This window comes from Blastococcus sp. SYSU DS0541, assembly GCF_054050875.1.
This window is the reverse complement of record NZ_JBJHAD010000004.1, coordinates 136,421-149,848: the sequence shown is the minus strand read 5'-3', so window position 1 is coordinate 149,848 and position 13,428 is coordinate 136,421. Positions and strand designations below refer to the sequence as shown.

The following is a 13,428-nucleotide window of genomic DNA, read 5'->3' as shown; positions in this document are numbered from 1 at the left end:
CTCAGGCCTCCCCGGCGGAGTTCTCGCGCTCGGCGGCGGCGCGCTCGGTGACGATGGCGTCGGCGACGGCGGCGATCTCGGCGTCGGTGAGCCGGATCGCGCCCTCGGCGTCCACCCGGTAGACGATCGGGTAGAGCCGCCGGACCGGGTCGGGGCCGCCGGTGGCGGAGTCGTCGTCGGCGGCGTCGTAGAGCGCCTCGACGACGGTGCGGGTGGCCGCCGCCGCGTCCAGGCCCTGGCGCCAGGTCTTCTTGAGGCTGTTGCGCGCGAACAGCGAGCCCGAGCCGACGGCCGCGTAGCCGCGCTCCTCGTAGTTCCCACCGGTGACGTCGTAGCTGAAGATGCGGCCCGGGAGCGCGCCCGGGGCGGCGTCGAGGTCGAAACCGGCGAACAGCGGGACGACGGCGAGCCCCTGCAGCGCCGCGCCGAGGTTGCCGCGGATCATCTGGGCGAGCCGGTTGGCCTTGCCGTCGAGGGACATGGTGAGCCCCTCGATCTTCTCGTAGTGCTCGAGCTCGACCTGGTAGAGCTTGACCATCTCGATGGCGATGCCCGCCGCACCCGCGATGCCGATGACGCTGTAGGAGTCGGCCGGGTAGACCTTCTCGATGTCGCGGCTGGAGATGTAGTTGCCCATGGTGGCCCGGCGGTCGCCGCCCATGAGCACGCCGCCCTCGTAGGTGGCGGCGACGATCGTGGTGCCGTGCGGCGCGATGTCACCCACGGGCAGCTGCGGGACCGGCCGGCGGCCCGGGAGCAGGTCGGGAGACGAGGCGGCCAGGAAGTCGGTGAACGAGGAACCCACCCGGTCCAGGTAGGCGGGCGGGAACCCGCTCCGGCCAGCTGACGACTCGTTCACCCATCCGCCTCTCCCGCCTGCTCCCGCCGGCGTGCACCGCTGCTCTGCCGGGCGCCGCGCCGTAGTGCTCGGATGCGGTCCCGGACGTCCCCAGGGACCCTACCGGCGGCCACTGACGTCGGCTTGGCCGTCCGGGTCCTCGGCGCCGGCAGCCTGGAGCACGGCGATCGCCTGCTGCTGCATGTGGTGCTCCACGTAGAAGGCGGCCATGCGCATCAGCCAGGGGTCGTCCCGGAACTGACCGAGCCCGCCGTTGCAGTTGAAGCACAGCAGCGCCCGGATCGCGCCGGTGGCGTGGTCGTGGTCGACATGCTGGGCCGGCGCCGCACGGCAGATGGCGCACACGCCGTTCTGCTCCTCGAGCATGACGTCGGCTTCTGCGGCGGTGATGCCGTAACGCCGCTTGAGGTGATAGGTCCGTGCACCGCCGACCCTCTCCTTCGAGCGTTCGCCGCGCGCGTTGTGGCAGGGCTTGCAGTAGGGCGCTCGCCCGGACGGCTGGGTGGCATTGCGGACGAAGTCAGCGACCGGCTTGACCACTCCGCAGTCCGGGCACCACTTGGACCCCTCCGGCACGTCGACTTCACGGCGGTGGCGACGCTTCGGCGGCCCCTGTCGGGCGTCCTTCGAGGCCAAGAGCCGGCGCCGGGCGTGCAACTTGCAGTAGAAGCTGAGGCCGTCCGCCCTCCGGCGGTCACGTGTGAATTCGGCGACCGGTCTCAGCTCACCGCAATCCCGGCAGAACTTCTCGTTGGCCATTCAGCATTCCTGCGAGAGAGGCCTATTGGCCCCCTTTTTGCACATAAGAGCGGACGAATTCCTCGGAATTCTCTTCCAATACGTCGTCGATCTCGTCCAGCAAAGAATCGACGTCCTCGGACATCTTCTCGTGGCGCTCGGCGACGTCGGAGTCGACCGAGGCCTCGATCTCCTCGTTCTCCTCGCGCGACCGCGTCGCCTTCTGCTGCCCGCCGGTGTCCCTGGTGGCCATGCTGCCCTCCGGTCCGTCAAGTGGCTGGTGCTGGTCAGGAAACTACCCGCCGGCACCGACATCCGGCGTCCGCCGACCGGGACCGGTGGACGGCTCCCCGGACTGTGGACGACCGGTCAGGGGCCGGTGATCGTGTCGACGAGCTCCTGGGCCGTCGCCGAGGCCTCGAACAACGCGCCCACGTGCTCCCGCGTGCCGCGCAACGGCTCCATCGTCGGGATGCGGACCAGGTTCTCCCGGCCCAGGTCGAAGACGACCGAGTCCCAGGAGGCCGCGGCGATCTGCGCGGGGAAGCGGCGCAGGCACTCGCCGCGGAAGAACGCGCGGGTGTCCGAGGGGGGCATCACCATGGCCCGGGTCACCTCCTCGTCGGTGACCAGGCGCTTCATGGCACCGCGCGCGACCAGCCGGTTGTACAGCCCCTTGTCCGGCCGGACGTCGGAGTACTGCAGGTCGACCAGCTGCATCCGCGAGTCGTTCCACTCCAGGCCGTCGCGCGAGCGGTAGCCCTCCAGCAGGCGGAGCTTCGCCGGCCAGTCCAGCCGGTCTGCCAGCCGCATCGGGTCCGCCTCGAGGTCGTCGAGGACCGCGGCCCACTGGCGCAGCACGTCGTCGGTCTGCTCGTCGCGCTCCCCGCGGGTCTCGACGAAGCGCTCGGCCCGCTCGAGGTACAGCCGCTGCACCTCGATCGCGGTCAGCCGCCGGCCGTCGCGCAGCCGCACCCGGTGGGTGAGCGAGGGGTCGTGGCTGACCGCCTGCAGCTCGGCCACCGGCTCCTCGACGGCCAGGTCCGGCGGCAGCACGCGCGCCTCGATCATCGCGAGGACGAGCGACGTCGTCCCGACCTTGAGGTAGGTCGACAGCTCGGCGAGGTTGGCGTCCCCGATGATCACGTGCAGACGGCGGTACTCGTCGGGGTTGGCGTGCGGCTCGTCGCGGGTGTTGATGATCGGCCGCTTCAGCGTCGTCTCCAGGCCGACCTCGACCTCGAAGAAGTCGGCGCGCTGCGAGAGCTGGAAGCCCGCCGTCCGGCTCTCCACGCCGATGCCGACCTTGCCGGACCCCGCGAACACCTGGCGGGTGACGAAGAACGGCACGAGCCCGCGGATGATGTCGATGAACGGCGTCCGGCGGTCCATCAGGTAGTTCTCGTGGGCCCCGTAGGAGACGCCCTTGCCGTCGGTGTTGTTCTTGTACAGCTGGATGGGGTGGGTGCCGGGGATCTGCGCGGCGCGACGGGCGGCCTCGGCCATGACCCGCTCCCCGGCCTTGTCCCACAGCACGATGTCGCGCGGGGTGGTGACCTCAGGCGTCGAGTACTCCGGGTGGGCGTGGTCGACGTAGAGCCGGGCGCCGTTGGTCAGGATGACGTTGGCCATCCCGGAGTCCTCGTCGAGGTCGTTGTGGTCCAGCGCCTGCGCGGGGGTCAGGTCGAAGCCGCGGGCGTCCCGCAGCGGCGACTCCTCCTCGAAGTCCCACCGGGGACGACGGGGTGTCGGCGCCTCGGCCACCGCCCATGCGTTCACCACGAGGCTGGACAGCGTCGTCGGGTTGGCCCCCGGCTGCCGCGGCACCGAGATGCCGTACTCGACCTCGGTGCCCATGACCCGCCGCACGCTCATGGCCCAACCCTAGGCCGGTCCCGTCCGCGGGCCCGGCGCCGGCATCGAGCCCGCGGCCTGGCGGATGCCGGAACCCTTCCGTAGCCTCGGTGACGCCCCGGCCGCACCGAGCGGTCATCGGGGTCGTGCACGGATGTCGGCCGTCGAGCCGATCCGCTGCACCCTCAGGACGCGCCGCGCGCCCTCTCCGCCCAGCGGCCGCGCTCCTTCTCCATCGATCCGGCACCGTGGGTGGACCGTGCTGCCCCGTCGCGGGTCGGTCGCGTGGGCGCCCGCCGTTCGAGAGGGTCATGACCAACCGCAGCACTCCCCGCCCGTCCACCCGCCCCTTCCGCCGCGGCGCCGCGGGTGTCGCCGTCGCCGGCGCCGCGCTGATCGCCCCGTTCCTCGGCACGGGCACCGCCGCGGCCGCCGACGGCGCGACCTGGGACCGCCTCGCGCAGTGCGAGAGCAGCGGCAACTGGGCGATCAACACCGGCAACGGCTACTACGGCGGCCTGCAGTTCTACCAGCCCACCTGGGAGGCGTTCGGCGGCCTGGAGTACGCCGCGCGGGCCGACCTGGCGACGCGTGAGCAGCAGATCTCGATCGCCGAGAAGACCCTCGCGGCGCAGGGCTGGGGCGCATGGCCGGCCTGCTCGGCGAAGCTCGGGCTCACCGAGGCCGACAAGGCCGGCAGCGCCGCCGCACCGGCACCCGCCCCGGCACCGGCTGCCCCCGCGCCCACCCCTGCTCCGGCCGACGCCGGACAGCAGTACGCGGTCCAGGCCGGTGACACCCTCTCGCGGATCGCAGCCGCCGCCGGCCTGGACTGGCGCGCCGTGTACGACGCCAACCGCGACGTCATCGGCGCCGACCCGGGGCTCATCTACCCCGGCCAGGTCCTCTCCCTGGGCTGACCCGCCCGACCGGCGTCCGGGGTTCCGGACTCCTCACGCCGTCCTCCCTCACCGTGACGTGTCCGTCCTCGCGGTGTGCGGTGAGGGAGGACACGCCGCGATCAGGTCCCCTGATCGTCGCGAGCCCCGACGGACGAGCCCCGACGGACGGGCTGCCGGCAGGCAGACGGACGGCCCGGCCACCGCGCAGGTGGCCGGGCCGTCCGTCGTCGGCGCTAGAGGTACTGGCCGGTGTTCGTCGCCGTGTCGATGGCGCGCCCGGCCTCGTTGCCCTTGCCGCTGATGAGCGTGCGGATGTAGACGATCCGCTCGCCCTTCTTGCCCGAGATCCGCGCCCAGTCGTCGGGGTTGGTGGTGTTGGGCAGGTCCTCGTTCTCCTTGAACTCGTCGAGGCACGCCTGCATCAGGTGGCCGACGCGGAGCCCGCCGGTGCCGGTCTCCAGCCGCTCCTTGATCGCCATCTTCTTCGCGCGGTCGACGATGTTCTGCAGCATGGCGCCGGAGTTGAAGTCCTTGAAGTACAGGACCTCCTTGTCACCGTTGGCGTAGGTGACCTCGAGGAAGCGGTTCTCCTCGCTCTCCGTGTACATCCGCTCGACGGTGCGCTGGATCATCCCGGCGATCGTCGACTCGCGGTTGCCGCCGTGCTCGGCGAGGTCGTCGGCGTGCAGGGGCAGTTCGGGCACCAGGTACTTGCTGAAGATGTCACGCGCCGCCTCGGCGTCGGGCCGCTCGATCTTGATCTTCACGTCGAGCCGGCCGGGCCGCAGGATCGCCGGGTCGATCATGTCCTCGCGGTTGGAGGCGCCGATGACGATGACGTTCTCCAGGCCCTCGACGCCGTCGATCTCGCTGAGCAGCTGCGGGACGATCGTCGACTCGACGTCGGAGGAGACGCCGGAGCCGCGGGTGCGGAAGATCGAGTCCATCTCGTCGAAGAAGACGATGACCGGCGTGCCCTCGCTGGCCTTCTCCCGTGCCCGCTGGAACACCAGGCGGATGTGCCGCTCGGTCTCCCCGACGTACTTGTTGAGCAGCTCGGGGCCCTTGATGTTGAGGAAGTAGGACTTCGCCTGGTTGACGCCCTCGCCCTTGACCGCCGCCACCTTCTTGGCCAGCGAGTTGGCGACCGCCTTGGCGATCAGCGTCTTGCCGCAGCCGGGCGGGCCGTACAGCAGGATGCCCTTGGGCGGGCGCAGCTGGAACTCGCGGAACAGGTCGGCGTGCAGGAAGGGCAGCTCGACGGCGTCGCGGATCTGCTCGATCTGCCGCGAGAGCCCACCGATGTCGGCGTAGTCGATGTCGGGGACCTCTTCGAGGACGAGTTCCTCGACCTCGCTCTTGGGGATCCGCTCGTAGACGTAGCCCGACCGGCTCTCCAGCAGCAGCGAGTCGCCGACGCGCAGGGGCTGGTCGCTGAGCGAGTCGGCGAGGTAGACGACGCGCTCCTCGTCGGTGTGGCCGATGACCAGCGCGCGCGGCGTGACGCCGTCGACCGGCTCGAGCAGCTCCTTGAGCATGACGACGTCGCCCTGCCGCTCGAAGTCGCGCGCCTCGACGACGTTCATCGCCTCGTTGAGCATGACCTCCTGGCCGGTTCGCAAGCCCTCGACCTCGACGTTCGGCGAGACGGAGACCCGCAGCTTGCGGCCGCCGGTGAACACGTCGACCGTGCCGTCGTCGTAGGAGGTGAGGAAGACGCCGTAGCCCGACGGCGGCTGGCCCAGCCGGTCGACCTCCTCCTTGAGCGTGACCAGCTGCTCGCGGGCCTCGCGCAGGGTGCCGGCCAGCTTGTCGTTGCGCTCGGAGAGGAAGGCCGCACGCCCCTCGGCCTCGGCGATCCGCTCCTCCAGCGCGCGCACCTGGCGCGGGCTGTCGGCCACCTTGCGGCGGAGCAGGCCGATCTCTTCCTCGAGGTAGGAGATCTGGCTGAGCAGCGAGGCGACGTCACGCTCGCGCCGCGCCCTCAGCTCGTCAGGACCCAGGCCCATCGCGCACCTCCGCACAGTCGGGGGAGCCAGGACGCAAATCTATACACGCGGAGGGACAGTTCGCCGTGGGCTCGCGGAGGTCGTGACGGGCTGCTAGTGACGCCCTCGTGACCCCTCGCCACCGCCGCAGGATCCCGGGGCAAGCCGCGTGTCGTGCTGGAACGGCAACCCTTCAGGGACCCGCGCCGAGCCTCGGGACGTGCTGGAACGGCCCTCCTGCAGGGCCCCGCCGCGAGCGTGCGAGCGGCGGGGGGCAGGAGGGTCCTTTCAGTGCTTCTGAGCGCGCCGCTGGCGGATCGGTGCGACGGCGCCCTCGGCGAGCCGGCGGGCGGTGACGAGAAAGGCGGTGTGGGCGACCATCCGGTGCTCCGGGCGGACGGCGAGGCCGACGGCGTGCCACGGCCGCAGGAGGGTCTCCCAGGCGTAGGGCTCGGTCCAGACGCCCTGCGCGCGCAGCGCCTCCACGTAGGTGGAGAGCTGGGTCACGGTGGCCACGTAGCCGACGAGCACGCCGCCCGGCCGCAGCGCCGCGGCGACGGTGGGCAGCACCGCCCACGGCTCCAGCATGTCCAGGACGACGCGGTCGACGACCTCCTCGGCCGGGTGGTCGGCCAGGTCGCCCAGCCGCAGGTCCCAGTTGCCCGGGACCTCGCCGAAGAAGGCGCCGACGTTGGCCCGGGCCACGTCGAGGAAGTCCTCGCGCCGCTCGTAGCTGGTCAGCGAGCCCTCGGAGCCCACGGCCCGCAGCAGCGAGCAGCTCAGCGCCCCGGAGCCCGCCCCGGCCTCCAGCACGCGCATGCCGGGGCCGACGTCGCCGAAGCCGACGATCTGCGCGGCGTCCTTCGGGTAGATGACCTGCGCGCCGCGCGGCATGGAGAGCACGTAGTCGGCCAGCAGCGGCCGCAGCGCGAGGTAGCCGGTGTTCGCCGTGGAGTGCACGACGGAGCCCTCGGGCGCGCCGATGAGGTCGTCGTGCTCGATGGCGCCGCGGTGGGTGTGGAACTGCTTGCCCGGGGTCAGGACGACGGTGTGCAGCCGTCCCTTGGGGTCGGTGAGCTGCACGCGGTCCCCCGCGACGAACGCGCCCTCCACGGGCTCGGCCCGCTGGGCGGCCGGCTGCTCCCCCGCGTCCTCCGGCGTCCCGGCCGGCGCGGGCTGCGCCTCGTCGACGACGTCGGTCACGGGCTCCTGCTCACTGGTCACGGGCGACCAGGGTACGGACGGTGCTGGTGTGACCCGGGACGCCGATGCGGCGCGGGCGCTCGGAACTGTCGGAGGCGCCACCTAGCCTCGGGTGCATGACGGCGATGGTGCAGACCGGCACGGGAACCGACACGCCCGCCGAGGGCGCGGCGACGCCCGGCGAGGCGGCGGCACCGCGTCGCCCGTCGCTCTCCCCCAGCCGCGCGGCCGACTTCAAGACCTGCCCGCTGCTCTACCGCTTCCGCACGATCGACCGGCTGCCCGAGCGCAAGAGCCTGGCCGCCGTCCGCGGCACCCTGGTGCACTCCGTGCTGGAGCGGCTCTACGACCTGCCCCCCGCGCGGCGCACCCCCGAGAGCGCGCTGGAGCTGGTCGAGCCGGCCTGGGCGGAGCTGCGCGAGGAGCCGGGCATCGCCGAGCTGTTCGAGACCGGGCAGGAGGAGGGCGCCGAGACCGACGCGAACGCCCCGGAGTCGGTGGCCGCCTGGCTGGCCTCGGCCGGCAAGCTCGTCGAGAAGTACTTCACGCTGGAGGACCCGCGCCGCATCCAGCCGGCCGGCCGCGAGGAGCTGGTCGAGGTCACGCTGCCCGACGGGCTCCTGCTGCGCGGCTACGTCGACCGGCTCGACGTCGCCCCGAACGGCGCGCTGCGGGTCGTCGACTACAAGACCGGCTCGATGCCCCGCGAGGCGTTCGAGTCCAAGGCGCTGTTCCAGATGAAGTTCTACGCGCTGGTCCTCTGGCGCACCCGTGGGGTCGTCGCCGCCCAGCTCAAACTGCTCTACCTCGGCGACGGCGACGCGCTCACCTACGCCCCGGAGGAGGCGGAGCTGGTCCGGTTCGAGCGGACGCTGCTGGCCATCTGGTCGGCGATCGAGCGCGCCGTCGCCACCGGCGAGTTCCGGCCGAACAAGAGCCGGCTGTGCGGTTGGTGCGACCACCAGGCGCTGTGCCCGGCGTTCGGGGGCACTCCCCCGCCGTTCCCGGCCGACGCCGCCGCGGCGGCCGGCTGGCGCACGACGCTGCCGGTCACACCGGTCTGAGCCCCGGCTGACGCTCGTCCAGCTCAGCGGCCGGCGAGCAACGCCGACCGCCCGGCGGCGAGGACCTCGAGGAGCTCGCGCACCCCGACGCCGGCGAGCGTGTCGCGCAGGGTCAGCCCGGGCGCGGGCGGGACCGGCTGCAACGCCGGCACCCCGAGCACCGCCATGCCGGCGGCCAGCCCGGAGGTGACGCCCACCATCGAGTCCTCCACGACGACGCAGGCCGCGGGCTCCACGCCCAGGGCGACGGCCGCCTGCAGGTACGGCGCCGGGTCGGGCTTGCGCGCGGGCACCTCGTCGCCGCACACGGTGGCCTCGAACGGGCTGTTCCCGAGGTCGGCCGCGATGCTGCCCAGGACGATGTCGGCGAGCCGGCGCGGCGTCGTCGTCACCAGGGCCATCCGCAGCCCCGCGGCACGGACGGCCGAGATCAGCTCGCGGGCGCCTGGCCGCCACGCGATCCCGCGCCCCATCAGCTCGCCGACCCGGTCCTCGACCCATCGGGCGTCGGCCTGCAGCTGCTGCTGCGTGCGGACGACCCCCAGGTCGGCGTGGAGGACCTGCATCGACCGGCGCATGCTCGTCCCCACCGTCGCCGCCCGGGCCTCGGGTGACATGCGCCCGCCCAGCGAGGCGGCGAGCTCGAACATCGCCTCGCCCCAGTACTCCTCGGTCTGCACCAACGTGCCGTCCATGTCGAACAGGACGGCGGCGAGGTCGTTCGGCATCAGGGCTGCGACGTTCCTTCGTGATCCGGCTGAGGAGGCACGGCGCGCAGGGCAGCCGTCCACGCGGTGGGTGGTCCGCGGCTCCGAGTGTCCCAGCCCGGGGGGCGGAGCCGGAGCGGCGCCCTACCGGAGTGGTGCCACCGGAGTGGTGGCACCGGACGAGCCCGGACGCGGTGCTGGTCACGGCTGCGTGACCGGTGGCGGCCGGGTGTCCTCGGGCCGCTGGATCACCGGGTCCCGAGCCGCCGGGATCAGGCCGGTTCGGTGCGCACCAGGGTGGCGAAGGCGATCACGTTGTCCTCGTAGCTGCGCACGGAGGAGTCGAAGTCCCCACCGCAGGTGATCAGCCGCAGCTGCGCGTCGTCGGTGTTGCCGTAGACCTCGAGGGTCGGGAAGTCGGCTTTCGGGTGCCGCTCGACCCGGTCGACGGCGAAGACCACGACGGTCCCGTCGGCGCGGGCCACCTCCACCTCGTCACCGGTTGCCAGCGCGCCGAGGTCGAAGAACACCCCCGGGCCGTGCTCGGCGGAGTCCACGTGCCCCAGGACGACCGCGGGGCCGACCGCGCCGGGCGCCGGACCGCGCTCGTACCAGCCGGCCTGGTCGTCCGGCTCCAGCGGCGGCACCTCCACGGTGCCGTCGCCGTTCAGCCCCAGGCGGAGCAGGTCGCTGGTCACCCCGATGGCCGGGATGCTCACCGCCACCGGCTCGGCCACGGCATCGGCCCCGGCTGCCGACTCCGCGGCCGCGGTCCCCGGGCCGGGCGGAGCGGGCGCGGACGGGCTGGCGGGCGCGGACGGGCTGGCGGGCGCGGAGGCAGTGGCGGACGCGTCGGCCGACGCCACCGGCTGCGGGGCCTGCCGCTGCCCGGTCACCGCCACGGCGAGGGCCACGACGGCCACGAGGGCCAGCCCGACGGCCAGCGCCGTCCACGTGCGGGTGCTCGGCCGACGGCCGTTCTGCTCGGTCACGCGGGCTCCCTCCGGGGTGTGCGGGCCGGGCCGCGCGGGAGGAGATCCTCCCGCGCGGCCCGGGGACGGATCAGGCCTGCTCGGCCTGCCGACGCCGGTAGGCCAGCCCACCGGCGACCGCGGCGCCGGTCAGCGCGAGGGCGCCGACGCCCATGGCCGTCTGCTGCTCGGCACCCACGGTGCTCCCACCGCCGGTCTCGGCGCCACCGGCGGGCGCGGCGCCCATCTGCGCGACCGCCAGGGTGCCGCACGCCGCGGGCGCGGTCGCCTCCATGGGCAGCGACGGGTCGAGGTCGCTCATGACGTCGCCGTCGTAGGTGCCGGAACCGTTCTGGTCGACGCCGTGCACGACGAGGACCGCGGTGCCGTCCTCGAACGCCTGGTGCACGTCCTCGCTCACCTCGAAGGTGCGCTCGTAGCTGACGGAGCCGCCCTCGGCGGTCGGGAAGCGGTCGATGGCCAGGCCGCTGTCCGGACCGGTGTCGCCGGTGGTGGTGAGGGAGGAGCCGATGGCGCCGTAGAACGGCGCCCCCTCGGTCACGCTGACGAAGCCGTCACCGTTCTCGTCGGCGGCGCCGGTCGGGCAGGTGCCCTGGGCGCCGATGTGGAAGTGCTGGGCGTGGGGCGCGCCGGCGAGGAGCCCGGAGGCCTCGATCATCACGGTCGCCGTGGTGCCGTCGAGCGTCACCATGCCGGTGCCCTGGACGCCGGACTGGTTGAGGGCGCCGAGGTCGGCCTGGTAGCTGTGCGGCCCCTCGTGCGCCGAGGCGGTGGAGACGGCCAGCAGCGGGAAGGCCGCGGCGGCCAGGGCGACGGTCGGGAGTGCGAGTGCCTTGCGCAAGGTGTGCTCCTCGTGTTCGGAGTGGTGGCGGTGGGCGCCGGCGAGAGCGCCGATCACCCGTCGCGCCGGCCGGCGCGCCTCTGCGCCGGCCGTGGTTCCGGTCCGGAGACCCGGAGCAGCGGACCGGTCCCCGGCCGCGCTGTCCGTCCTGCCTTCGGGAGCCGGGGCCGGATCGGTTCACCCGGTTTTGGGGAGGCCGTGGGCACAGGGGTGGTGGTTGACCGCCGCGTCGGTGCTCGCCGAGGCTCGTGGGGCCCGGGCAACCGGAAGCCCGGCTCGGAACGAAGGACGGGCATGACTGCTTCGCGACAGGTCCGCCACCGGCGGGGCACGGCGCTGCTGCTGGCCCTGGTGACCGGCGTGCTCTTCCTGGCCACGGCGCCGTCCGCGCTCGCCCACGACGGGCTGGTGGGCACCACACCGGCGGCGGGCGCCACCGTGGACTCCTCCCCGTCCACGGTCGGGCTCGTCTTCTCCGGCGAACCGCTGCCGCTCGGCACGCTCGTCGTGGTGACGGACGCCGACGGCGCAGTCCTCTCCAAAGGGGACGCGGAGGTCCGGGGCACCTCCGTGGTCCAGCGCCTCATCGCCGACCGGCCCGCCGGGACCTATCAGGTCGTCTGGCGGAGCACGTCCTCGGACGGGCACCCGCTCACGGGCACCTTCGACTTCGCCGTGGCCACGGCGACGACCCCGGCCGCGTCCTCTGCCGGGCCCGCGGCGCCGACGCCGGACCCCGCAGCACCGTCACCGGAGGCCGCGACGCCGTCGCCCGCGGCGGCGGCCGCCGACGTGGACGCCGCCGGTCCCGGCGGGGTGTGGGTGGCCGTCGGCGCCGTCGTGCTGGTCGGGCTCGGCATCCTCGTCGCGGGCCGGCTGCGCGGACGTCCGTGAGCCTCGCCGTGCCCGCGCGTGCCGTCGCCGTCGACGACGCCCGCGCACGCACCCGGTGGCGGCCGCCACGCGCCGTCGGGCTCACGGCCGCGGGCCTGGCCGCCCTCCTCCTCGGCGCTCTGGTCGTCGGGGGCGGGGCTCCCGAGCCGGCTCCCTCCGGGCTCCCCGGCGCCGGCCCGCTGGTCGGCTGGGGGCTGCCGGTGATCACGCTGGCCGGCCGGGTGTCGGCGGTGGGGACGGTCGGCGCCCTCCTCCTCGCCGCCGTCCTGCTGCCCCGGCGGGCCGGCCCGCCCGAGGAGGTCCGACGGGCGCTCCGCGCCGCATCGACCTGGGCGCTCGCGTGGGCCGGAGCGGCCGCCCTCGGCGCGCTGCTCACCGTCAGCCGGCTGGTCGGCACACCCCCGACGTCGCTGACCTGGGCCTCGCTGCGGGTCTTCCTCGAGGAGACCGGCGCCGGCCGCGCGGGCCTGCTGGTGGCGGCGCTCGCGGGCCTCGTCGGCATCGCCGCCCGCCGCAGCGCAGGAGCTCCCGCCGCGGGGCTCCTCCTGCTGGTGGCCGGCGCGGCGCTCGTCGTCCCGGTCGTGCTCACCGGCCACTCCTCGGCGGCGGAGGACCGGCTGCTCGCCGTCACGACCCTCGGGATCCACGTCGTCGCCGCGGCCGCGTGGGTCGGTGGTCTGCTGGCCCTCCTCGCCTACGCCCGCCGCGGCGCCGCGGTGGCCGAGGCCGCGTCCCGGTTCAGCCGCCTCGCCCTGGGCTGCTTCCTGGCCACGGCCGTCTCCGGGGTGCTCTCCGCCGTGCTCCTGCTCGGCGGCACCGAGGCGGCGGTGACGGCGCTGGGCACCGGCTACGGCGCCCTGCTGCTGGCCAAGACCGCCGGGCTGACCGTGCTCGGCGTGCTCGGCCTGCACCACCGCCGGCACACCCTCCCCCTGCTGCGCGCGGGCCAGGGGCGCGAGTTCCGCCGGTTCGCCGCCGGCGAGGTCGTGCTGATGCTCGCCACCGTGACGCTGGCCGTCGCGCTCGCGGCCTCCCCTCCCCCGGCGGGCGCCACGCACACCGCCGCGTCGGCCACGGCACCGGCGGGCAGCGCCGACCCGATGGCCGGCCACGACCACGGCGAGCTGTCGGTGGGGGTGCTGGTCGACGACGAGCGCTTCCACGTCGCCGGCCCGGTCGCCCCGGGGTCCCGGGTGAGCGTGTTCAACGCCGGCGCCGCGGAGGTGACCCTCACCGCGGCCGACGGGTCCTTCGACGTCGTCGTCCCCGGCGGGACGCTGACCACCTTCCTGGCCCCCACGGAGCCAGGCGCCCACCCCTTCGCCAGCCGCCACTCGGCGGAGTTGACCGACGTCCTGGTCGTCAGCCGGTGAGGGGACGGGGGCC

General features: G+C 73.9%; 13 protein-coding genes. 4 read left to right on the top strand and 9 right to left on the bottom strand.

Annotation, left to right across the window (positions count from 1 at the left end):
- Window position 1: 1 nt before the first annotated feature.
- The 4 genes from prcB to dop all read right to left on the bottom strand — a co-directional run bounded on the left by prcB (window position 2) and on the right by dop (window position 3,472).
- Entirely contained in the window at window positions 2-859 is an 858-nt protein-coding gene (gene prcB / locus ACI794_RS06605) for a proteasome subunit beta (protein ID WP_456601633.1), read from the bottom strand.
- A gap of 99 nt (window positions 860-958) precedes the next feature.
- Window positions 959-1,618, bottom strand: a complete 660-nt coding sequence (locus ACI794_RS06600) for an endonuclease VII domain-containing protein (RefSeq protein ID WP_456615944.1) — start codon at window positions 1,616-1,618, stop codon at window positions 959-961.
- A gap of 22 nt (window positions 1,619-1,640) precedes the next feature.
- Window positions 1,641-1,850, bottom strand: a complete 210-nt coding sequence (locus ACI794_RS06595; RefSeq protein WP_456615943.1) for a ubiquitin-like protein Pup — start codon at window positions 1,848-1,850, stop codon at window positions 1,641-1,643.
- A gap of 116 nt (window positions 1,851-1,966) precedes the next feature.
- Window positions 1,967-3,472: a depupylase/deamidase Dop gene (gene dop, locus ACI794_RS06590; RefSeq protein ID WP_456615942.1), complete on the bottom strand. Its 1,506-nt coding sequence runs from the start codon at window positions 3,470-3,472 to the stop codon at window positions 1,967-1,969.
- Window positions 3,473-3,762: 290 nt separating this feature from the next.
- Here dop and ACI794_RS06585 point away from each other — a divergent pair, with 290 nt between their 5' ends.
- Window positions 3,763-4,371, top strand: a complete 609-nt coding sequence (locus ACI794_RS06585; RefSeq protein ID WP_456615941.1) for a transglycosylase family protein — start codon at window positions 3,763-3,765, stop codon at window positions 4,369-4,371.
- 215 nt (window positions 4,372-4,586) lie between these two features.
- Here the strand turns inward: ACI794_RS06585 and arc are convergent, their stop codons facing one another.
- Both arc and ACI794_RS06575 read right to left on the bottom strand, forming a co-directional pair.
- On the bottom strand, window positions 4,587-6,362 hold the full coding sequence (arc, locus tag ACI794_RS06580) for a proteasome ATPase (protein WP_456581374.1): 1,776 nt from the start codon (window positions 6,360-6,362) through the stop codon (window positions 4,587-4,589).
- Window positions 6,363-6,629: 267 nt separating this feature from the next.
- Complete coding sequence (locus tag ACI794_RS06575) at window positions 6,630-7,565, bottom strand: tRNA (adenine-N1)-methyltransferase (protein WP_456601638.1); 936 nt, start codon at window positions 7,563-7,565, stop codon at window positions 6,630-6,632.
- Between the two features lie 95 nt (window positions 7,566-7,660).
- Between ACI794_RS06575 and ACI794_RS06570 the strand changes: the two genes are divergently transcribed.
- Complete coding sequence (locus tag ACI794_RS06570; protein WP_456615940.1) at window positions 7,661-8,608, top strand: RecB family exonuclease; 948 nt, start codon at window positions 7,661-7,663, stop codon at window positions 8,606-8,608.
- Window positions 8,609-8,631: 23 nt separating this feature from the next.
- Here the strand turns inward: ACI794_RS06570 and ACI794_RS06565 are convergent, their stop codons facing one another.
- The 3 genes from ACI794_RS06565 to ACI794_RS06555 all read right to left on the bottom strand — a co-directional run bounded on the left by ACI794_RS06565 (window position 8,632) and on the right by ACI794_RS06555 (window position 11,148).
- Entirely contained in the window at window positions 8,632-9,336 is a 705-nt protein-coding gene (locus ACI794_RS06565; RefSeq protein WP_456615939.1) for an HAD family hydrolase, read from the bottom strand.
- A gap of 251 nt (window positions 9,337-9,587) precedes the next feature.
- Window positions 9,588-10,307, bottom strand: coding sequence for a class F sortase (locus ACI794_RS06560; RefSeq protein WP_456615938.1), 720 nt, complete (start codon window positions 10,305-10,307; stop codon window positions 9,588-9,590).
- 70 nt (window positions 10,308-10,377) lie between these two features.
- A complete protein-coding gene (locus ACI794_RS06555; protein ID WP_456615937.1) occupies window positions 10,378-11,148 on the bottom strand; it encodes a hypothetical protein in 771 nt (256 codons plus the stop codon).
- 294 nt (window positions 11,149-11,442) lie between these two features.
- On the opposite strand from ACI794_RS06555, the gene ACI794_RS06550 reads away from it, so the two are divergent.
- Together ACI794_RS06550 and ACI794_RS06545 are read left to right on the top strand one after the other, a co-directional pair.
- Window positions 11,443-12,042 carry a copper resistance CopC family protein gene (locus ACI794_RS06550; RefSeq protein ID WP_456615936.1) on the top strand — a complete coding sequence of 200 codons (600 nt, stop codon included), beginning with the start codon at window positions 11,443-11,445 and terminating at the stop codon, window positions 12,040-12,042.
- On the top strand, window positions 12,039-13,415 hold the full coding sequence (locus tag ACI794_RS06545; protein WP_456615935.1) for a copper resistance D family protein: 1,377 nt from the start codon (window positions 12,039-12,041) through the stop codon (window positions 13,413-13,415). The genes ACI794_RS06550 and ACI794_RS06545 overlap by 4 nt, the downstream gene beginning before the upstream one ends.
- Window positions 13,416-13,428 lie beyond the last annotated feature (13 nt).

Excerpts from the sequence above, each read along its gene's own strand:
- ACI794_RS06600 (WP_456615944.1), bottom strand. The coding sequence starts at position 1,618 with ATGGCCAACGAGAAGTTCTGCCGGGATTGCGGTGAGCTGAGACCGGTC.
- ACI794_RS06595 (WP_456615943.1), bottom strand. The coding sequence starts at position 1,850 with ATGGCCACCAGGGACACCGGCGGGCAGCAGAAGGCGACGCGGTCGCGC.
- dop (WP_456615942.1), bottom strand. The coding sequence starts at position 3,472 with ATGAGCGTGCGGCGGGTCATGGGCACCGAGGTCGAGTACGGCATCTCG.
- ACI794_RS06585 (WP_456615941.1), top strand. The coding sequence starts at position 3,763 with ATGACCAACCGCAGCACTCCCCGCCCGTCCACCCGCCCCTTCCGCCGC.
- arc (WP_456581374.1), bottom strand. The coding sequence starts at position 6,362 with ATGGGCCTGGGTCCTGACGAGCTGAGGGCGCGGCGCGAGCGTGACGTC.
- ACI794_RS06570 (WP_456615940.1), top strand. The coding sequence starts at position 7,661 with ATGACGGCGATGGTGCAGACCGGCACGGGAACCGACACGCCCGCCGAG.
- ACI794_RS06565 (WP_456615939.1), bottom strand. The coding sequence starts at position 9,336 with ATGCCGAACGACCTCGCCGCCGTCCTGTTCGACATGGACGGCACGTTG.
- ACI794_RS06550 (WP_456615936.1), top strand. The coding sequence starts at position 11,443 with ATGACTGCTTCGCGACAGGTCCGCCACCGGCGGGGCACGGCGCTGCTG.